This window comes from Streptomyces sp. NPDC051664 (genome assembly GCF_044453545.1).
In the GTDB taxonomy this organism is placed as follows: Bacteria; Actinomycetota; Actinomycetes; order Streptomycetales; family Streptomycetaceae; genus Streptomyces.
Window position 1 is genome coordinate 111870 of record NZ_JBITCU010000013.1, and the last position, 19896, is coordinate 131765.

The window sequence follows — 19896 nt, forward strand, 5'->3', positions numbered from 1 at the left end:
GGTAATTCATAGCGGTAACCCCTTGGTGTGGCCGCCGCATTGGGCAGGATCAAAGCACGTTGACGCCATGCGCAGCTAATCGGACCGGTGCTGATCAGGGGTTCTTCAAGCAATGAATTAGCGCTGCGTGCAGATGTGTTCATGAGTCGACGGCGACTCCTTCACAAGCTTCACCGTCTGAATTCCTTTTGCCTGAAAGTCCATTTACTTCAACTGGGACACTCCTGTTCAAACCTCCCTGCAACTGGTCCGGACCAGGGTGTCCAGGTGGGCGGGGGTGACCGGTCTGGGCACGAGGTGTGCAGGTTTACCGCAGGTGAGCTGAGAGGTGAAAACAGCAGGTAGGAGCGCTGCTTCGGATACGTCTTGATCGATGCGGGGTGGTACGACCACACACGGAGAGCTACGGCGGACTCGGGAGCCGGGCCTGCCCTTCGTGACGGTGGTGGCCGGACCCGACCCCGGCTCCGGTGGTGATTCACCAGGTGTCGATGAACGGGCGGCGCTTGCCCGCGTCCCACGCCTCCTGAGCCGACCACCCGTCCAGTGCCGAAAGGATCCAGGACCTGGACCGCGCCGGGTCGATCACCGCGTCGTTCTCCAGCGCCGCCGCCGCATTGACCGCCTTGCCGTGCTCGTACAGCTCGGTGACCCGCGTCTCGAACGCCCGCTCCCGGTCAGCCGGGTCCTCGATCGCGGCCAGTTCCCTGCGGTGGCCGAGCCGTACGGCACCCTCCAGGCCCATTCCGCCCAGCTCGCCGCTCGGCCACGCCGCCGTGGCCACCGGTGTGCGCGTCGAACCGCCCATCATGGCCATCGCGCCGAGACCGTACGCCTTGCGCAGGATCAGGCAGACCAGCGGTACGCGGAGATTCGCGCCCGTCACGAAGAGCCGGGAGAAGTGCCGGACGGTCGCGGTCCGTTCTGCATCCGGGCCGACCATGAAGCCGGGTGTGTCGCAGAGCGAGACCACGGGCAGGGCGAAGGCGTCGCGCAGCTGGAGGAACCTGGCCGCCTTGTCGGCCCCCTCACGGTCGATCGCGCCGCCCAGATGCTCCGGGTTGTTGGCGATCGGACCCATCGGCCGGCCCTGGATCCGGACCAGCGCCATGATGATGCCGGTGCCGAACCCGGCCCGCAGTTCCAGCACCGAGCCGGTGTCCCCCACGCCCTCCACCGCGGCCCGCACACCGTATGCACGCCGCCGGTTCTCCGGCACGGTGTGGCGCAGGACGCGCGGGTCCGGAGCCTCCCAATCGCCCTGCGGTCCTTGGAAGTACGAGAGATCCTGCCGTGCCTTCGCCACTGCCTCGGCCTCGTCCGCGACTGCGAGATCGACGACCCCGTTGGGCACCTGGACGGAGAGCGGCCCGACCTCCTCCGGCCGGTACGTACCGAGCCCGCCGCCCTCGATCATCGCCGGGCCGCCCATGCCGATGGTGGCCTCCGGCGTCGCGATCACCACGTCGCAGCAGCCGAGCAGCGCCGCGTTCCCGGCGAAGCAGCGGCCGGAAGCGATACCGACCAGGGGGACGAGCCCGCTGAGCCTTCCCATCTGGTGGAACGTCATCACATCGAGTCCCGCGACCGCCGTGGTGTCCGTATCACCGGGACGGCCGCCGCCCTCCGCGAAGAGCACCACCGGCATACGGCGCTGCTCGGCGAGGGAGAGCATCCGGCCCGTCTTGCGGTGGTTCTGGTGACCCTGGGTGCCGGCCAGGACCGTGTAGTCGTACGACATGGCCACGCACGGTTCGCCGTTGACCGTTCCGGTGCCGGTGACCATGCCGTCGGCCGGGGTGGAGACGATCAGGTCCTCCAGCGTGCGGCGACGGCGCTGCGCGACAGCTTCCCGATGACCGCCACCGGAAAAATCAAGAAGGCCGAGCTCCGGCCGGCCGGTCGTACGCGACCGGCGCAGTGAACTCGCTCTGCCCACCGCGGAGAAGCAGCTGCCGAGCCGGTGATCAGCCCGTCGGGCCGGCCGTGGCCCGGCCCACCGATTCGACCAGTGGCAGCAGCCGGTGCGGCACCCGCTCGCGCAGGGCCACCTCGGTACGGGTCCTGACCACGCCGGGCAGCTGGATCAGCTGCTGGATCACATCCTCCAGGTGCCCGTTGTCGCGGGCCACGACACGGGTCAGCAGGTCCCCTCCGCCGGTGGTCGAGAAGGCCTCGACGATCTCCGGGACGGCGGCGAGGGCCTCGCCCACCTCGTCCAGATGCCCCTGGGTGACCTCCAGATGGACGAAGGCGAGCACCGGGTGGCCGAGCGCGGCGGGTGAGAGGACCGGACCCGTACCGGTGATCACGCCGTTGCGCTCCAGCCGGTCGATCCGGGCCTGGAGGGTGCCCCGGGCGATGGAGAGGATCCGCGCGTACTCACGCACGCTGGTCCGCGGCTGCTCGATGAGCAGCCGCAGGATGCGGGTGTCCAGTGCGTCCACCGCCATGGTCCGATGGCCCCTTCCCGGTCGGTCGGTACGGGCTCCGACTGTACCCATGGCGCACCGTCGCGCCATCCGGTCGTACCACTCGCCTCAGAGGCTGGCATTCCCGGGGAGTGCGTCCTCGGGGAGGGTGACCAGCCAGCGGGTGTCCTTGCGGGGGCGGAGGTAGAACGCCCAGTAGAGGGTGGCCGCCGCCATGATGCCACCGGTCCACAGCAGGTACTTGGCCTCCTGCTGGCTGAGGATGTAGACGAGTACGGCGATCAGCGCCACCGGCATCGCCGGCCAGAGCGGCATCCGCCATGCGGGCAGGTCCTTGTGAGAGGTGCGGCGGGCTGCCAGCGCGGCGACCGCGACCAGCAGGTACATGCCCGTCACGGAGACGCCGGTCACGCCGTACAGGGTGTCGAGGTTGACGAAGCACAGCGCCGCGCCCGGGACCCCCACCACCAGCGTCGCGACCCACGGCGAACCGAAGCGGCCGAGGCGGGCGAGGGAGTTGTTGACGGGCTCGGGCCACGCCTTGTCACGGGCCGACGCGAACAGCACCCGGGAGTTCTGGATGACCATGACGATGCCCGCGTTGATGATCGCGAGTGCGACGCACAGGCTCACGAACGTACCGACCGCCGAGTTGCTCCACGTGGTGACCATCCGGCCGATGTCGCCCGAGGTGAGCGCCGCGAGGTCGGGCGCACCCATGGTGATCGCCACCACCGGGACGAGGATGACGGCGGTCGAAATGGCGAGGGTGGCGAGGACTGTACGGGAGACGTTGCGCCGCGGGTCCTCCAGCTCCTCGGAGAGATAGACGGCGGTCGAGAAGCCCTGGGTGATGAAGAGCGCGATGGCCAGACCCGAGACCACCAGCATCGCGGTGACCGGGCGGGACGCCCCGCCGTCGCTCGCGACCACACCGTGCACCAGGCTGCCGGCGCCGCGCTCGGTGTGGGCGAAGCCGAGCACCGCCACCACGGCCGCCGCGATGACTTCGAGAACCAGGAAGACACCGGTGATCCAGGCGTTGGCACGCAGGTCCAGCAGACCGGCCAGGGTGGCGAGCACCATCACCCCGGCGCCGGCGGCCTCCGCCGGTACATGGACGAGGGGAGCGAGGTAGTCCGCCGTACCCATGGCGATCACCGGCGGCACGATCATCACGACCAGCAGCGACAGCACGAACACCAGCCAGCCGGCGAGCCGGCCGGTCAGGGTGGTGACCATGGCGTACTCGCCGCCCGCGCTGGGGATCAGCGTGCCCAGCTCCGAGTAGCAGAACGCCACGGCGATGCAGAGCAGCGAGCCGATCGCGATGGTGAGCGCGGTGGCGGTCCCGAGGTCGCCGAACAGGTCGGGCACGACGACGAAGAGCGTGGAGGCGGGTGTCACGCAGGACAGGGTGAGCAGGGTTCCGCCGACGACGCCGATGGAACGCTTGAGGGCGCGCGGGCCGTCCTGGCCGCCGGGATCGGTTGCCGCCGGTGCGGCGCCGGAGGTGACGGGCTGGCTGAGCATGTCGGTCATGGAGCGGTTCCGATCGACTGGGTGTGACGGGTGACGGCGGGAGCGCTATCGCCTCCGTGGCTTGCTGCGATGTTGGTTTCGTCTGCTCCCGGCGCGTTATCGAAACCTGTGGGATCCGTCACGTCAACCGTCAATTACCTTCGGAATTCGTTGCCTTCTAGCCATCTGCTGGCGGTATTCGTAGATGACGGCCTTGTTGACGCCATATTGACGACTGGCGAAATCGGCGCCACTTTCGCGCTTATGACCTTCGAATGTGATGTCTTTCGGCACAGTTGCCTGCGATATGTAGGACGTGGAAGTGGGGGCGATCAGCGGACCGGTCGCGACGGGAAGCGCAGAGTGTTACCGGTCACGTTGCGTGGTTTTTGCCTTGGGGGCCGCGAGGAGTGTGGGGCCCGTTCGACGGCATCGGCCCGGACCGTGTGCGGGAGGCTTGCCACCGTGACCGGTAAGGCTGTCTTCGCGGGCCGCTCGCCGCATCGGTCGCGGCGGAGGGCCGGGCCTGCGGGCGCCGCCCGGCAGCATCGGAGGTCACGCCTGGGTGAGCTGTGCGGGACGGTCCGGCCCGGCACCGTCCATTGGTGTTCCCGTGGCACACCGAAAGGGCAGCCGACTGTGCCAATGGCACAGTCGGATCGACATGACTTGAGCCGGGTGGTGTTCGGATGCTGTCATGAACCCAGTCGATGGCGCTGCGGATCCCGCGGCGCCTTTTTCATGCCATGACGTAGTGGGGAGAGCCAAGCGGTGCTGAAGCGGATGTTGGTGGCTCCGGACCCGGGACGGCTGCGGCTGCGCAACGCGACCCGGGCCGTCTTCGGGATCGGCCTCGCCGTAACCTTCTCGGGCCTCGCCTCGCACTCACTTCCCGCGGCCGTCGCCGGCGGCCTCGCCGCACTGCTCGCACTCTTCACGGTCACCGACGCCAGGGTCAGGGACCAGGCGCTCACCACCTCGCTGCTGCCTCTCGTCGGCTTTCCGGTGCTGGCGCTGGCGACGGCGCTGCACGACCATCCGCTCGCGCGCGACCTGGCGTTCCTCGCCGTCGTGTGTGCCGGGGTGTACGCGCGCCGCTGGGGGCCGCGCGGTCATGCCCTCGGGATCTTCGCGTTCATGGCGTTCTTCATGGCGCAGTTCCTGCACGCCGTACCGGGTCAGCTGCCCCAGCTGTACGCCGCCGTCGCGCTCTCCCTCGTCACGTCGTCGACCGTCCGCTTCGGTCTCTGGTGCTACGAACGGCGACTGCCGGTGCCTGCTGTGCCCGCGCTTCACGGCGGCATCGGTCTGGCCCGCACGACCACGCGACAGGCGATCCAGGCGACCGCTGCCACTGCCTTCGCGCTGGGCGTCGGACAGCTTCTCTCCGCGGACCGCTGGTACTGGGCCGTCGGCACCGTCTGGTGGATTTTCGTGAACACCGCCTCGCGGGGCGAGACGCTGGTCCGCGGCTTCCGCCGGGTCCTCGGCACGGTGGTCGGCATCGCCGTCGGGCTGCTGGTCGCCGTCCCGCTGCACGGGGACACGGCTCTCACCGCCGTCCTCGTCGCCGTCTGCGTCTTCGGGATCTTCTACACCGCCGCTGTCTCCTACAGCTGGATGGTCTTCTTCGTGACCGTGATGGCCGGACTGCTCTACGGGCTGCTCGGTGTACTGAACCCGGGACTCCTCGTCCTGCGGCTCACGGAGACCGGGGCGGGAGCTCTCGGGGCGGCGCTCGCCGTCCTCCTCGTGCTGCCCGTCACCCTCCACGCGACCACCGACGCCTGGATCCAGCGGGCGCTGCACTGCGTGCACGCGTGTACCGCCGAGGCCGCCGCGCGCCTCGCCGGCTCCCCGACCGCCGACCCCGCCCCGCGAGTGACCGAACTGGAGGCGCTGCTCGGCCGGGTCCGGCTCTCGCTCGCCCCGCTGGTGCACCCCCTCAACCCGCTGCGGGCCCGCAAGGCGCGCGCCCGGCAGGTCCTCGTACTGCTGGACCTCTGCGCACGTGAGGTGCGCGGCCTCGCCGCGGTGGCCGCCGACCCGGACGCCTCGCACGACGCCCGGCTCGACGCGGCCTGCCGCCGGGTCGAGTCCGCGGTGCTGGCTCTGGCGCAGCCTCGCCCGGTCCGTACGGAGCTCCTTGTCGCTCCCGCGCACGCGCCGCACCACCACCCCGGCGCGGAGGCCGCGCTCACGCATCTGCACGCCTTGGAGGGGGCCCTCGCAGAGCTGGCCGCACCCCTGCACACCTCGCCGCGGTCCCCGCTCGTCCCCGCCTGACCTGCGGCTCCGCGGAGACGGTCGACGACGTCACGGCCCTGGTCTAGACCGCAAGGGGTGCACTGCTACCGTCGCCCCGGAAGATCGCGACCCGGACCGTCGCGATCAGTCGGCGGAAAGGGGCAGCAGCGGTGAACAGCAACGGTGCCGGACGGGCATTCATCGGGTCGTTCACGTCGGCGGGCGGGCGGGGGGTCACCGTCGCCGCCGTGGACCGGGAGACCGGGGCACTGACCGTCCTCGGTGCGACGGACGCCGTCCCCGATCCCTCGTATCTCGTCCTGGGCCCCGGATCCGGCTCCACCGCCCTCTACGCGGTCAGTGAGACCGAGACCGGCGCGGCCGCCGCGCTCGACATCACCGGCGATGTGCCACAGCCCCTCGGTGAGATACGGCCCGTGGAGGGCGACGGCCCCACCCATCTGGCACTCGCCGGCGGCCATCTGATCACCGCCAACTACGGCTCCGGCAGCGTCACCGCCCTCCCGGTGCGCGCGGACGGATCGCTGGGCGCCGCCGCTTCCGTGCTCCAGCACGAGGGCAGCGGTCCGCGCACCGACCGCCAGCACGCCCCGCACGCCCACCAGGTGCAGCCCGACCCATCGGGGAACTGGGTGCTGAGCGTGGACCTCGGGACCGACTCCATACGGATCTGCGCCCTCGACCCGAGCAGCGGGACGCTGCGGCTGCACGGCGAGACCGCGCTGCGGCCGGGCACCGGGCCGCGGCATCTGGCCTTCCACCCCGCGGGCGCGCACGCCTACGTCCTGAACGAGCTCGAACCGACCGTCACCGTCTGCCGCTGGGACCCGGCCACCGGAGTCCTCGAACCCCTCGGCGAGACGGCCGTCGTGCCCGAGGACGTGGTCGCCGACCCCGAGGCCGTCGTCTACCCGTCCGGGGTGGTCGTCTCGTACGACGGACGGTTCCTCTGGGCCGCCAACCGGGGGCACGACAGCATCGCCGTCCTCGCTCTCGACGAATCGGGCGAGAAGGCCTCCCTGGTCACGAACGTGGGCTGCGGTGGCCACTGGCCGCGCGACCTGGCCCTCGACCCCACCGGCCAGTGGCTGTACGCGGCCAATGAGCGGGCCGGGAACGTCAGCTGGTTCGCCGTGGACGCGACGACCGGCATCCCGTGCCACAGGGGTTCCCTGACAGCTCCAGCGGCCTCCTGCGTCGTCTTCGGCTGACGCGGACGGATCACCCGGCCGAACACAGCGCGCAGTGCCCGTCACGGAGCACGCGTCCACACAGCACACAGCGGGGCCCGTACCGGTCGAATCCTCCGGTGCGGGCCCCGCTGCACTGTGCCGGCCAGGTCAGAGGGCCTGGGCCCCCTGCGGCGTTCCAGGGGCGATGCCCAGCGCCGTCATGTACATCGACAGCACGAGCTTGCCGATCGCCGGGTACGCACCGAGCGGCTCGGCCGTCGCGCAGCCCGCCTCCTTCGCGGCGGCGTCCAGCAGCCCCTCCGCGATCTCGGGACCCACCAGGTACGGCGCCAGGGCCAGCTGCACCGAACCGGAGCCCGTCAGCTGCTCGGCGATCGACGCGACCGAACCCTCGACATCGAGCGCCGCGGCCATCACCGGCACCGCGAGCCGGGCAGCCAGCAGCATGCCGGTGATCCCGGCGGCCTGCACACCCTCCTCGCCACCCACGGTGGCCAGCACGATGCCGTCGGCGGCCGTGGCCACGGTGAACAGCCTGGCGCGGTCGGCGCGGGCCAGACCGGCCTCGGAGAGGCGTACGTGCAGCGCCTCGGCGAGCAGCGGGTGCGGACCGAGCACATCGGTCAGCTCGACCTGCGCGCGGCTGTCCATGACGGCTTGGCGTATCCGCCGGACCAGGGCACTGTCCGGACCCGCGAGCAGCGGCACCACGACGGCGGCCGGACCCTCGGGCTCGGCGACCTCACGGCCTGCGGCCTTCGCCTGCTCGAAGCGTGCGATGCGCTCGGCGGCTGCGTTCGCGAGCACGGAGGCGAGCGTGGGGTATTCGGCGTCGTCGCCGTCGAGATAACCGATCCGGGCATTGAGACCGGGCAGCTCGGACCGGGCAATGCTGATGACCTCTTCGGCCAGGCTTCGGGTGGCCGCCGAGGGGGTACCGGGAACGGCAAGAACGAGCGCGGCAGCGCCCTCAGGTGCGACCACGGGCTCCGGGCGGCGGTGCCGTCCGGACTGGCGAGGTCGCGGCATTCGTACAGGCAGGCCGGAAGCGGGCCCAGTGGGGGTGCTCATGGCGCCGCATGCTACTGGTTTTGGGTGCCCCACTGTTCGGGGAGGGTCCAGTCGGGCGTTATCTGTCCGCTTTTATCCGATGAGTGGCTTACCGGCCAACTGCCCTGCTCTGTCGGTCCTTACGGTCCCTCCTGTCCGGGCCCGTAGGCGGGTACGCACAGCATCGTCGGGTGAAGCGGCAGCCGCAGATCACCGGTGGCCAGCGCCTCGGCGATGCGTAGCGAACCGGTCAGCGGATCACCCGAACCGGGGACCGTCCGCGCCTGCGGCAGTTGCCGGGCGAGCTCTTCGCGCAGCGGTACGAGGAGCGGGTCGCCCATCCGGAACAAGCCACCCGTCAGGGCCACTTCGCACCGCTCGTCGTCCGTCCCGCGCCGCGGGCACACCGCCGCGGCCGCCTCCGCGATATGTCCGGCGGCGTCCCGCAGGATGCCGGCGGCGACCGGATCGTCCCCGGCGCACGCGGCGACCTCGGGGGCGAACGAAGCCAGCAGCGCGGGCCGGTCGGTACGCGGATAGAGCACGCCGGGCAGGTCCGCCGCCGGACCGAACACCGCTTCCAGCCGGGCCAGCAGCGCGGCCGATCCGCCGCGCCGCCCGTCATGCGCGCGCATGGCGGCATCGAGACCGGCCCGGCCGATCCAGGCGCCGCCACCGCTGTCGCCCAGCAGATGACCCCAGCCGTCGGCCCGGCGCCAGCTCGTCAGATCCGTGCCCAGCGCGATCATGCCCGTGCCGCCGGCGACGACCGCCCCCGGTCGCTGTCCGACCGCTCCGGCGTACGCGGTCACCGCATCGGCGGCCAGCGCCAGCAGTCGTACCCCGAGCGCGCTCTCCAGGGCCGCCGGAAGCTCGGCGCGCAGCTGGCCCCCCAGCGTCGCCATGCCGGCAGCGCCGATCGCCACGGCGGCGATGGAGGCTCCCTCGGCGGCCCGCTCCTGCTCACCGGCCTGGGCGAGCAGCTCCCGGGTGGCGGGAAGCAGCTGTTCCAGCAGGTGTCCGGCATCGATCCCGGCCGGTCCGGTACGCACAGGTGCGGCGCAGACCGCGGTGGCCACCGGCTTCTCGGTCCCGACCACGCCGAGCGCCACCCGCAATCCCGAACCGCCCGAGTCCACCCCGAGGACGTACGGCCTCGCGGCGGCGGTCACGGCAGCCGCCAGTCGACCGGTTGTGCTCCCTGGCGCTCCAGCAGTTCATTGGCCCGGCCGAACGGCCGCGAGCCGAAGAACCCACGGTCCGCCGACATGGGGGAGGGGTGCGAGGACTCGATCGCCGGGAAGTCCCCCAGCAACGGCCGCAGATTCCGGGCGTCACGCCCCCACAGGATCGACACCAGCGGTGTGCCCCGCGCCACCAGCGCCCGGATCGCCTGCTCGGTCACTTCCTCCCAGCCCTTGCCGCGATGCGCCGCAGGCCGCCGTGGCGCCGTGGTCAGTGCCCTGTTGAGCAGCAGCACCCCCTGCCGGGTCCAGGGCGTCAGGTCGCCGTTGGACGGCCGGGGCAGTCCCAGATCCGTGTGCAGCTCCCGGTAGATGTTCTCCAGGCTGCCCGGCAGCGGCCGCACATCGGGTGCCACCGAGAAGCTCAGCCCCACCGCATGTCCCGGCGTCGGGTAGGGGTCCTGACCGACGATCAGGACTCGCACCTCGTCGAAGGGCTGCTGGAACGCCCGCAGCACATTCGGTCCCGCGGGCAGGTAGGTACGCCCCGCGGCGATCTCCGCGCGCAGGAAGTCGCCCATCGCGGCGATGCGTTCGGCCACGGGTTCCAGGGCCTGAGCCCATCCCGGCTCGATGATCTCTTTCAACGGTCTTGCTGCCACGGGCCGCACTCTACTGCTCATACGACCGGACCGATCAACCGCCGACGGCCGCCGCCCGAACGCAGAGAACGTCCGGCAGATGCGAGGCGAGCTGCTCCCAGCTGTCCCCGTCGTCCCTGCTCGCGTACACCTCGCCGTTGCGATTGCCGAAGTAGATCCCGGCCGGGTCGGCGTTGTCCGTACAGAGCGCGTCACGCAGCACCGTGCCGTAGTGCGTCTCCTCGGGCAGTCCTGCGGACAGCGGCTCCCAGCTGCTGCCGGCGTCGCTCGTGCGGAACACCCGGCAGCGGTGCTCGGCCGGGACACGGTCGACGTCGGCATTGATCGGGAAGATGTACGCCGTCTGCGCCCGGTGCGGGTGGGCCGCAGCGGCGAAGCCGAAGTCGGACGGCAGCCCCACGCCGATGTCCGTCCAGCTGTCCCCGGCGTCGTCGCTGCGGAACACACCCCAGTGGTTCTGCAGATAGAGCCGGTCCGGATCGACCGCGTCCCGGGCGACCTTGTGGACGCACTGGCCGAACTCCGGGTTCGGATCCGGCAGGAAGGCCGCCGACACCCCCTTGTTCGACGGGGCCCAGCTCGCGCCGCCGTCCTTGGTGCGGAACACCCCGGCCGTGGAGACCGCCACCGTCACGTCCCGGGCATCCCTCGGATCGGTCAGGATCGTGTGGAGCCCCTCGCCGCCCCCGCCCGGCACCCACTTCGAACGTGTCGGGTGTTCCCATAGCGGGCGGACCAGCTCGAAGGACTCCCCACGGTCCTCCGAGCGGAAGAGCGCGGCCGGCTCGGTCCCCGCGTACACGACGTCGGGCGCCTCGGCACCCGCCGGGTGCAGCTGCCAGACCCGCTCCAGGGAGGCGCCGGTGAACGCCGGGAATTTCACCGCAGGTTGCTGCGGCTCGACCCATGTCGCGCCCAGGTCGTCGGAGTGGAACACCGATGGCCCCCAGTGCGCACTGTCCCCGCCGACCAGCAGCCGGGGCACCGGACCGCGGGTGTCGATGGCGATCGAGTAGATCGCCTGCGCGTTGAAGTGCGGAGCGCCGAACTCCCAGGCGTCACCACGCCTTCGGCCGATGAAAAGTCCTTTACGGGTTCCCACAGTGAGCAGTACGTCGGTCATGGCCGACACCTCCCGAAACGCCTTTGTCGCGGACACGGGCCAGTCTGCACCCGGCCACTGACAGTGGTGTGCAGACACGATGTCTGTGCAGGTCGGACGGGGGTGGCGGGCGAAGGGTCGGACCTCCGGCAGGGGGGATGCCACCCGCGCGGGCCGTCTTGACCACCGTCCGGAGCGGGCCGTAGCGTGCGGAAGAAAGCGCTTGCCCCGTCGTCGATCCGGACCCAGGAGCACCTGTGGTGACCTTCGAAGGACTGCCCGGCGCCGTGGCCGTCTCCCACCTCCGGGTCTACGACTGGCCCACCGAGGACGGACTGCGGGGTGGTACGCCCCACCTCCACCTCACCTGTTCCGAGGGGTATGTGGTGGTCGGCGGCGCCGGCTCCGTGCAGACCCTCACCGCGTCCGGCTTCCGGCAGACGCCCCTGGCCGCCGGGTCCCTGGTGTGGTTCACCCCCGGCACGATCCACCGCCTCGTCAACGACGACGCCCTGCGCATCGTCGTCCTCATGCAGAACAGCGGACTGCCCGAAGCCGGGGATGCCGTTCTCACCCTGCCGCCCCGGTACCTGACGGACCCGGACACCTACCGCGCGGCGGCCGCAATCCCCGCCGACGCGGCAGAGCAGGAACAGGAACGCGCCGCCCGCGCCCGCCGCGATCTCGCCGTCGAGGGCTTTCTCGCGCTGCGCCGCGCCACCGAGGCCGGCGACCCCGAGCCGCTCGCCGCCTTCCACCGGGCGGCCGCCGCGCTCGTGAGGCGTCGGACGGACGACTGGCGGGGGCGCTGGGAACAGGGCGCCGCCGCAGCGTCCCGGGCAACCGGTGAACAGCTGGACTCCCTGGCGCAGGGGGACGGTGGCCATCTCGCCCGTGCCCGTGTGTACGCCGAACAGCCGTCGGCGTACGGAAAGTTCGGAATGTGCGGCCGTCTCGACGTCTACAGCGGCTGATTCCACGGCGGGCGGCGGCGCAGGCCGTGCTCACCGGGTGCGACCCGCAGCCGGTGGGCACTCTGCCGTGCTCCGTGGCCTCCGGTGCTCCTGGTGGTGCGCTCAGAGCCCCAAGGCGTCGTCGGCCCACTCGAATGCCGGCGTGCCACCCGAGCCCGGCGTCTGTTCGGACCAGATGACCTTGCCCTCGGCTGTGTACCGGGTGCCCCAGCGGTCGGCGAACTGGGCGACGAGGTACAGGCCGCGGCCGCCCTCGTCCGTCGTCGACGCATAGCGCAGATGTGGTGCGGTGCTCCCGGAGTCGGACACTTCGCAGATCAGCGCGTGGTCGTGCAGCATCCGGACGCGGATGGGGGCGCCGCCGTAGCGGATGGCGTTGGTGACCAGTTCACTCAGGATCAGCTCGGTGGCGAAGATCTCTTCCTCCAGCCCCCGTTCGGTGAGCCACTGGGACACTTCCTTGCGGACGCCGGCGACGGCCGACGGGTCGGGCTCGATGTCCCATTCGCCGATACGGGAGGGGGCGAGGATGCGCGTAGCGGCTACCAGGACGGCGGCGTCGTCACCCGGAGGGGTGGGCAGGAGCGCAGTGATCAGGTCGTCGCAGGTCTCCTCCGGAGTCCGGTGCCGTCCGGCCAGCGTGTCGCGCAACGTGTCGAGCCCGGTATCGAAATCCCGCTCGCGCGACTCGACGAGACCGTCGGTGTAGAGCACCAGACGGGTCCCCTCCGGCAGTGGCGACTCCACTGCCTCGAAAGGCAGTCCGCCGATGCCCAGAGGCAGGCCGGCGGGGACGTCGGGGAACTGCACCGTGCCGTCGGGCAGCACCAGGACGGGACCGGGATGGCCGGCCCGGGCAGCGGAGCAGGTGCCGGCCACCGGGTCGTAGACGGCGTACAGGCAGGTCGCCCCCGTGACCTCCGCGCGGTCGCCGTCGGCCTGCTCCTCCAGGTCGATGCGCGCCACCAGTTCGTCGACGCGCGCGAGGAGTTCGTCGGCCGGCAGGTCCAGCGTCGAGAAATTGTGGACCGCGGTGCGCAGGCGGCCCATCGTCGCGGCGGCGTGCAGACCGTGTCCGACGACGTCACCGACGACCAGGGCGACGCGGGCGCCGGGCAGCGGAATGACGTCGAACCAGTCGCCGCCCACCCCCGCCTGAGCCGGCAGATAGCGGTAGGCGACGTCGAGAGCGTCCTGCTCGGGCAGGCCGCGGGGCAGCAGGCTGCGCTGCAGCGTCACCGCCATCTCGTGCTCGCGGGTGTAGCGGCGGGCGTTGTCGACACATACGGCTGCCCGGGCGACCAGTTCCTCGGCGAACGTCAGATCGTCCTCGTCGAAGGGTTCCGGATTCTCCGCGCGCCAGAAGTTCGCCATGCCCAGGACCGCACCGCGGGCATGCAGCGGAACGGAGAGCAGGGAGTGGACACCGTACGCGAGGATTCTCGCCGCCTGTCCGGGGTCGGGTCCCTGCCAGCGCGGCTCGGCGGACAGGTCCGGCACCAGCATCGTGTGCCCACTGATCAGGCCCAGGGCCGGCGGGCTGGTGGGAACGAACCCGATGATTCTTCCGATCGGATAGAAGGGGTGGTCGCCGCGCACGCCTGCCGTGGCCGTCCGCCGCATGTCCAGCACGGTGCCGAGCGGCACCGGCGGTTCCTCACCGTGCAGCACGGACTCGGCGAGGTCGACCGAGGCGAAGTCGGCGAAACGGGGGACCACCACTTCCGCCAGCTCCTCCGCGGTCCGGGTCACATCCAGGGTCGTCCCGATGCGCGCACCGGCCGCGTGGAGCAGAAGCAGCCGCCCCCGTACCTCTGCCGCCCGGCCGGCAAGGGCGGCCAGTTCCGTCGTGTCCCGCAGGGTCGCGACCGTCCCGGCAGGTCCGCCGTGTTCGTCGGTGGGCCGGAGATTGACGGCCAGCAGCCGGTCGCCGGCCACGCTCACCTCGTCAGAGGCGACACGGCCGCAGGCGAGCAGTTCCGCGAGGGGAGGAGGCAGGCCGACGTCCGTCATCGGATGCCCCTCGGCGTCCGCGGGCAGGCGCAGCAGCCGCCGGGCCTCGTCGTTGGCCAGCACCAGCCGTCCGTCGCCGTCGATGATGAGCACCCCTTCGCGTACGGAGTGCAGCACCGCGTCGTGATGCTCGTACAGGCGCGTCATCTCGGCGGGGCCGAGGCCGTGCGTCTGCCGCCGCAGACGTCGGCTGACCAGCGCCGCTCCGCCGGACGTGAGGGCAAGTGCGGTCGCCGCGGAGCCGGCCAGCACCGGCAGTTCGCGGTCGGCCATCTTGGTCACGTTCGTGACCGTGATGCCGACGGACACCAGGCCGGCGGTCGAGCCGTCGGCCCTCGGTACGGGCACCACCGAGTTCACGGCCGGCCCCCGGCTCCCCGGGAACGTTCGGGTGAAGCCGTGCCCGAGAACCGCCTCTTTGTACGGGCCGAGGATGTGCTTGCCGATCAGCGCGCGATCGGGGTGGGTGTAGCGGATACCGCGTGTGCTGGACACGACGACGTACTCGACGTGTGTGCTCTTCCGGACTTCTTCCGTGAGCGGCTCCAGCGTGGTGGTGGGATCGGGGCCGTCCAGCGCCGCCACGATGCCCGGGGAGTGGGCGAACGTGACGGCGACGGCGTTCGAACGGCTTCGGGCTTCCTGAATGGCGGCGTGCCGGCCCTGCCACACGAGCGAGAACGCGGCCACGGCGACGAGCAGCACCACGATGGCCAGTTCCAGCAGCAGCACCTGCCCGGCCACGGAGCGCACGCCGAGCAAGGTGTGGGAGTGACCAGGGTGCGATGATCGGAGCCTTGCCACATATCTGCCAAAGCCGCCCATAACTCATTTTTATCAGCTATGTCCATACGAGAATTCGGAGGAGTATTGCTTGCACGGGCAACAGGCGCGGTACCCCGGGGGTGGGGCCGTCACCGTGCCCCTCCGGCGGATCGTGGCCCTGCCGGTCCCTGTCCTCGTCGGCGACGCCCGTCCGCAGGGCTTGTCGCCCGTGGCGTGGCCGGCGGGTGCCCACCGCTGCCACCGAGGCCGTCGTCGGCGGCGCCCGCGACCTGCTGCCCGCCCCCGGACGATCGATCACCTCGGCGGCGAAACCGTTGGGGGTCCGGCCGCAGGTGGGACGAGACGTCAGAGGCGGGGGGACGCCGTGCTGCTGCGCACCACCAGGTTGGTCGCGAGGTCGACCCGGGTGGTCGCGGGCTGCTGGCCCCGGCTGAGATCGAGAACCAGCCGGGCCGCCGTCTCGGCCATCTCCGTGAGCGGCTGGCGCACCGTGGTGAGCGGCGGCCCGATCCACCGGGTGAGCGGCAGGTCGTCGAAACCGACGACGCTGAGGTCCTCCGGGATACGCAGGCCCAGCTGGCGAGCGGCCTCGTAGACGCCGAGTGCCTGCAGGTCGTTGCCCGCGAAGATGGCGGTGGGAGGCTCAGGCAGCTGCAGGAGTTCCAGCCCTGCGGCGTAGCCGTCTTCGTGTGAGAACTCGCCCTCCCGGACCAGATCGGGATCGAGGGGCAGCCCCGCGGTCTCCATCGCGGCCCGGTAGCCGTCGACCCGGGCCCGGCTGCACATCATCCGGGACGGGCCGCTGATGACGCCGATCCGCCGGTGCCCGAGACCGGTCAGATGGCGGGTGGCGGCCAGTCCGCCCTGCCAGTTCGTCGTCCCGACCGACGGCACGTCGTCACCCGGGTCGCCCGCCGGATCGACCACCGTGAACGGGATGTTGCGGCTGGTGAGCTGGGCACGCTGGGCCGCGGTCAGATCCGAGAGCACCAGGATCACGCCCACCGGGCGACGGGCCAGCACGCCGTCCACCCAGGTCTGGCCCGGGGTCAGCCGGCCGGCGCTCTCGGAGAGCACCAGGCTCAGCCCCTCCTCGCGGGCGACGTTCTCGACGCCTCGGACGACCTCCATGGCCCAGCTGCTGTCGAGCTCGTGGAAGACCAGATCGATCAGTTGCGACTGTGCCGTGGACCCCCGCCTGCGGCGGTAGCCGTGGAGCAGCAGCAACTCCTCCACCCTGGTACGCGTACCGGGGGCGACGTCGGCTCGGCCGTTCAGCACTTTCGAAACTGTCGGAGCCGAGACTCCGGCCGCGCGAGCGATCTCCGCCAACGTGGCGGCGCTCTGCGACGGCACGTCGGCCGACGCCTTCTCCTGTGGTGACTGGACCTTTGCAGGGCTCATGCGGGAATCGTAGCTTCATGTCGCCCGGATCGGGGAAGGGGTCAGGGTTCGCAAAATCCTTCCCCCATCCTTCCCTCAACCTCTTGACGTGCCCGAAACACGCCCGTACGGTTCCGGCAACATTCGAAAGACACCCCGAAACATTCGACAGAGGTGCGGTCATGCGGTCGGGCATTTTTACTCAGGGCACACGTACGGCGAGATGGACCGCAGCGGGTGCGGCCATGGTAATGGCCGGTCTGCTGGCGGGTTGCGGTACGAGCGGGGGCAGCGGTAGCGACGGTGGAACCATTACCGCATACGTCTACGGCGATGACGCGGTCAAGGTTCAGCAGGCCGCGGTCACGAAGTTCAACAAGACCTCGAAGGTCAAGGTCAAGCTGGTGTCGGTGCCCGGCACCGACTACGTGAACAAGCTCCGCAGCGCGATGGGCTCGCCCAGTGCCCCGGACGTCTTCTTCAACTGGGGCGGCGGCTCGATCAAGCCGTACGTCGACGCGAAGCAGCTGGTCGACCTCACGTCGACGGTCAACAGCACCCCTGAGCTCAAGGACGGATTCCTTCCGTCGATCATGACGGCCGGCGGCCTCGACGGGAAGATCTACGGGGTGCCGATGCGCGGCATGCAGCCCGTGATGCTCTTCTACAACAAGTCGCTCTTCGCCGAGAACAAGCTCGAGGCCCCCAAGACCTGGGACGACCTGCAGAACGCCATCACCACCTTCAAGGCCAAGGGGATCACGCCCTTCGCTCTCGGTGGCGCCGACAAGTGGCCCGAGCTGATGTGGATGGAGTACCTGCTCGACCGGATCGGCGGACCCGAGGTCTTCCAGAAGATCCAGAACGGCGACACCTCCGGCTGGGGCGACCCGGCGGTGCTGAAGGCGGCCCAGACCGTCAAGGAGCTCGTCGACCAGGGTGCGTTCGGCAAGAACTTCAACTCCGTCGACTACGGCAACGGTGGCGCGCCCACGCTCCTCAACAAGGGCAAGGCCGCCATGCACCTCATGGGCTCGTGGGAGTACTCGACCCAGCTGGGCAAGGCGCCGAAGTTCGCCGAGAAGGACCTCGGCTGGACCGCCTTCCCGACCGTGGCCGGCGGCGTCGGCGACGCCGCGGACGTGGTCGGCAACCCGACCAACTACTGGTCGATCAACGCGCGCACCAAGCACAAGGACGCCGCGATCGCCTTCCTGAAGACGATGGCCTCGCAGGAGTACGCCAAGGCCCTGGTCGACAACGGCGACATCCCCACCACCGCCAACGCGGCCTCGATGCTGACCACGTCGCCCAACCCGCAGTTCGCCAACGACCAGTACAGCCTGGTCCAGAAGGCGCCCAGCTTCACGCTCTCGTGGGACCAGGCGCTGGAGGCCCAGTACGCCACCCCGCTGCTCACCGAGATCAGCAAGCTGTTCGCCGGCAAGTCCACCCCTGAGCAGTTCGTCGCAGCGATGAAGGCCGTCAACTAAGCATGTCCCACCACACTCCGCACGTGAAGACGCGTGGGGGCAGGAAGACGGCCGTCGGCAACGTCGGCCGTCCTCCGGTCAGCTGGGCGCTGCCCGGCATCCTCTTCTTCGCCGTCTTCGCGATCGTCCCGCTGGCGATCGCCGTCTATCTCTCCTTCTGCCGGTGGGACGGGCTGAACTCCCCGACCCCGGCAGGCCTGGACAACTGGACCCGGCTGTTCAAGGACCCGGAATTCCGCCAGGCCGCCTGGCTGAGCCTTCTGCTGACCACCGTCAGCTGGGCCTTCCAGACCCCCGTGGCACTGCTCCTCGGTGTCTGGGCGGCGGGCCGGCAGCGCAGCAGGGCCGTGCTTTCCGCGGTCTTCTTCGTCCCGCTGCTGCTCTCCACCACCGCCATCGCCATGCTCTTCCACGCCCTGCTGGACCCCAACTTCGGCGTGATCAAGGAGATCGGGCCCTGGTTCGGGATCGACCCGAACATCATGGGATCCTCCACCGGCGCCCTGCTCACTGTGGCGTTCGTCGGCGGCTGGCAGTTCATGCCGTTCCACACCCTGATCTACCAGGGCGGCGCCCGGCAGATACCCGAGGTGCTGTACCAGGCGGCCGAGATGGACGGTGCCGGCATGTTCCGGCAGTTCTTCCACATCACGCTGCCGCAGCTGCGCCACACCATCACGACCTCGTCGGTTCTGATGATCGTCGGCTCGCTGACGTACTTCGACACCGTGCTGATCATGACCAAGGGCGGTCCCGGCACGGACACCACGGTCCTGCCGTACCTGATGTACCGGACCGGTTTCCAGACCTACGACCTCGGCTATGCCGCGGCGATCGCCACGGCCCTGGTCGTGGTGGCCACCGCCCTGTCGCTGATCCTGGTCCGCTTCAGCGGCTTCGGGAACATGCGGTCCACCCGGGAAGGTATGTGACGAGATGTCAATCGACACCCGCCCCGAGGCGTCGGCCATGTCGCCCGCGATCCGACGCCGTGGGGCCGCCGCCCGCCGCCGCAGGAGCTGGGGCAACCCACTGGCCGGACTGGGCTCGCTGGTCTGGCTCATCATCGTGGTCGTACCGCTCTACACGCTGATCTCCTCGTCGCTGATGCACCAGGACGAGGCGCTCAACGGGGACCCGCTGGCCTTCCCCACGCACCCGACGCTCGACAACTACAACACCGTGCTGCACAGCGGCTTCTCCACGATGCTGGCCAACACGGCGATCGTCGCCGCGTCCACCGTGGCCATCGTGCTGCTGCTCGCGGTGCCCGTCGCCTACGTGGCGGTGCGCACCCGCAGCCGGCTCTCCTCGCTCGCCTTCCGGACCTTCCTGCTCGGCGTGGCGATCCCGGCGCAGGCGGTGATCGTGCCGCTGTATCTGCTCATCGGCAAGATGGGGCTCTACGACACGCTGCCCGCGATCATCCTGCCGACCGCCGCTTTCGCGATGCCGGTGGCGGTCCTGGTGCTCAGCGGCACCATGCGCGATGTCTCCGAGGAGATGTACGAGGCGATGGCGCTCGACGGCGCCTCGCCCCTGCGGATGCTGTGGCAGCTGGCGATCCCCATGTCCAAGGCCGGCATCAGCACGGTGGCGATCTACACGGCGCTCCAGGCGTGGAACGGCTTCCTCTTCCCGCTGATCCTGACGCAGTCGGAGGAGAACCGGGTACTGACCCTCGGTCTCTTCAACTTCATGACCCAGTTCGGAGTCAACATCCCCGCCGTTCTGGCCGCGATCGTCCTCTCCGTCGTACCCATCTTCGCCGTGTACCTCGTGGCACGGAAGGCGCTGATCAACGGACTGATGGGGGTGGGCGGCAAGTAACACAC

Annotated in this window: 16 protein-coding genes; 6 read left to right on the forward strand and 10 right to left on the reverse strand. The window is 70.3% G+C overall.

What is annotated here, in order from left to right:
- Nucleotides 1–478: 478 nt before the first annotated feature.
- The 4 genes from ACIA8E_RS24195 to ACIA8E_RS24210 all read right to left on the reverse strand — a co-directional run bounded on the left by ACIA8E_RS24195 (nt 479) and on the right by ACIA8E_RS24210 (nt 4247).
- Complete coding sequence (locus ACIA8E_RS24195; protein WP_399301402.1) at nt 479–1939, reverse strand: acyl-CoA carboxylase subunit beta; 1461 nt, start codon at nt 1937–1939, stop codon at nt 479–481.
- Nucleotides 1940–1967: 28 nt separating this feature from the next.
- Entirely contained in the window at nt 1968–2453 is a 486-nt protein-coding gene (locus ACIA8E_RS24200) for an Lrp/AsnC family transcriptional regulator (protein ID WP_399301403.1), read from the reverse strand.
- An 87-nt stretch (nt 2454–2540) separates the two neighbouring features.
- A complete protein-coding gene (locus tag ACIA8E_RS24205; protein ID WP_399301404.1) occupies nt 2541–3974 on the reverse strand; it encodes an APC family permease in 1434 nt (477 codons plus the stop codon).
- Nucleotides 3975–4097: 123 nt separating this feature from the next.
- Complete coding sequence (locus tag ACIA8E_RS24210; RefSeq protein WP_399301405.1) at nt 4098–4247, reverse strand: hypothetical protein; 150 nt, start codon at nt 4245–4247, stop codon at nt 4098–4100.
- 477 nt (nt 4248–4724) lie between these two features.
- Between ACIA8E_RS24210 and ACIA8E_RS24215 the strand changes: the two genes are divergently transcribed.
- Together ACIA8E_RS24215 and ACIA8E_RS24220 are read left to right on the forward strand one after the other, a co-directional pair.
- Nucleotides 4725–6239: an FUSC family protein gene (locus ACIA8E_RS24215; RefSeq protein WP_399301406.1), complete on the forward strand. Its 1515-nt coding sequence runs from the start codon at nt 4725–4727 to the stop codon at nt 6237–6239.
- A 131-nt stretch (nt 6240–6370) separates the two neighbouring features.
- Entirely contained in the window at nt 6371–7432 is a 1062-nt protein-coding gene (locus tag ACIA8E_RS24220) for a lactonase family protein (protein ID WP_399301407.1), read from the forward strand.
- 129 nt (nt 7433–7561) lie between these two features.
- On the opposite strand, the gene ACIA8E_RS24225 is transcribed toward ACIA8E_RS24220, so the two are convergent.
- From ACIA8E_RS24225 to ACIA8E_RS24240, 4 genes are all read right to left on the reverse strand, one after another.
- Nucleotides 7562–8485, reverse strand: a complete 924-nt coding sequence (locus ACIA8E_RS24225; RefSeq protein ID WP_399301408.1) for a sirohydrochlorin chelatase — start codon at nt 8483–8485, stop codon at nt 7562–7564.
- Nucleotides 8486–8604: 119 nt separating this feature from the next.
- Nucleotides 8605–9636, reverse strand: coding sequence for an N-acetylglucosamine kinase (locus ACIA8E_RS24230; protein ID WP_399301409.1), 1032 nt, complete (start codon nt 9634–9636; stop codon nt 8605–8607).
- Nucleotides 9633–10310, reverse strand: coding sequence for a uracil-DNA glycosylase (locus ACIA8E_RS24235; protein ID WP_399301410.1), 678 nt, complete (start codon nt 10308–10310; stop codon nt 9633–9635). Before ACIA8E_RS24235 ends, ACIA8E_RS24230 begins: the two co-directional genes overlap by 4 nt.
- 34 nt (nt 10311–10344) lie before the next feature.
- The gene (locus tag ACIA8E_RS24240; protein WP_399301411.1) at nt 10345–11433 is read right to left on the reverse strand and encodes a WD40/YVTN/BNR-like repeat-containing protein; all 1089 of its coding nucleotides are present in this window, start codon (nt 11431–11433) and stop codon (nt 10345–10347) included.
- A 236-nt stretch (nt 11434–11669) separates the two neighbouring features.
- Between ACIA8E_RS24240 and ACIA8E_RS24245 the strand changes: the two genes are divergently transcribed.
- Nucleotides 11670–12386 (forward strand): cupin domain-containing protein, encoded by a 717-nt coding sequence (locus ACIA8E_RS24245; RefSeq protein ID WP_399301412.1) that lies wholly within the window; start codon nt 11670–11672, stop codon nt 12384–12386.
- A 102-nt stretch (nt 12387–12488) separates the two neighbouring features.
- Here the strand turns inward: ACIA8E_RS24245 and ACIA8E_RS24250 are convergent, their stop codons facing one another.
- Together ACIA8E_RS24250 and ACIA8E_RS24255 are read right to left on the reverse strand one after the other, a co-directional pair.
- Complete coding sequence (locus ACIA8E_RS24250) at nt 12489–15143, reverse strand: SpoIIE family protein phosphatase (RefSeq protein ID WP_399301486.1); 2655 nt, start codon at nt 15141–15143, stop codon at nt 12489–12491.
- A gap of 387 nt (nt 15144–15530) precedes the next feature.
- Nucleotides 15531–16589, reverse strand: a complete 1059-nt coding sequence (locus ACIA8E_RS24255; protein ID WP_399301413.1) for a LacI family DNA-binding transcriptional regulator — start codon at nt 16587–16589, stop codon at nt 15531–15533.
- Between the two features lie 224 nt (nt 16590–16813).
- Between ACIA8E_RS24255 and ACIA8E_RS24260 the strand changes: the two genes are divergently transcribed.
- The 3 genes from ACIA8E_RS24260 to ACIA8E_RS24270 are packed head-to-tail and all read left to right on the forward strand — an operon-like array spanning nt 16814 to nt 19891.
- Nucleotides 16814–18061 carry an extracellular solute-binding protein gene (locus ACIA8E_RS24260; protein WP_399301414.1) on the forward strand — a complete coding sequence of 416 codons (1248 nt, stop codon included), beginning with the start codon at nt 16814–16816 and terminating at the stop codon, nt 18059–18061.
- Between the two features lie 2 nt (nt 18062–18063).
- Complete coding sequence (locus tag ACIA8E_RS24265) at nt 18064–18993, forward strand: carbohydrate ABC transporter permease (RefSeq protein ID WP_399301415.1); 930 nt, start codon at nt 18064–18066, stop codon at nt 18991–18993.
- 4 nt (nt 18994–18997) lie between these two features.
- Nucleotides 18998–19891 (forward strand): carbohydrate ABC transporter permease, encoded by an 894-nt coding sequence (locus tag ACIA8E_RS24270; protein WP_399301416.1) that lies wholly within the window; start codon nt 18998–19000, stop codon nt 19889–19891.
- Nucleotides 19892–19896: the final 5 nt, after the last annotated feature.

Excerpts from the sequence above, each read along its gene's own strand:
- ACIA8E_RS24205 (WP_399301404.1), bottom strand. The coding sequence starts at position 3,974 with ATGACCGACATGCTCAGCCAGCCCGTCACCTCCGGCGCCGCACCGGCG.
- ACIA8E_RS24270 (WP_399301416.1), top strand. The coding sequence starts at position 18,998 with ATGTCAATCGACACCCGCCCCGAGGCGTCGGCCATGTCGCCCGCGATC.
- ACIA8E_RS24240 (WP_399301411.1), bottom strand. The coding sequence starts at position 11,433 with ATGACCGACGTACTGCTCACTGTGGGAACCCGTAAAGGACTTTTCATC.
- ACIA8E_RS24255 (WP_399301413.1), bottom strand. The coding sequence starts at position 16,589 with ATGAGCCCTGCAAAGGTCCAGTCACCACAGGAGAAGGCGTCGGCCGAC.
- ACIA8E_RS24260 (WP_399301414.1), top strand. The coding sequence starts at position 16,814 with ATGGTAATGGCCGGTCTGCTGGCGGGTTGCGGTACGAGCGGGGGCAGC.
- ACIA8E_RS24265 (WP_399301415.1), top strand. The coding sequence starts at position 18,064 with ATGTCCCACCACACTCCGCACGTGAAGACGCGTGGGGGCAGGAAGACG.
- ACIA8E_RS24225 (WP_399301408.1), bottom strand. The coding sequence starts at position 8,485 with ATGAGCACCCCCACTGGGCCCGCTTCCGGCCTGCCTGTACGAATGCCG.
- ACIA8E_RS24200 (WP_399301403.1), bottom strand. The coding sequence starts at position 2,453 with ATGGCGGTGGACGCACTGGACACCCGCATCCTGCGGCTGCTCATCGAG.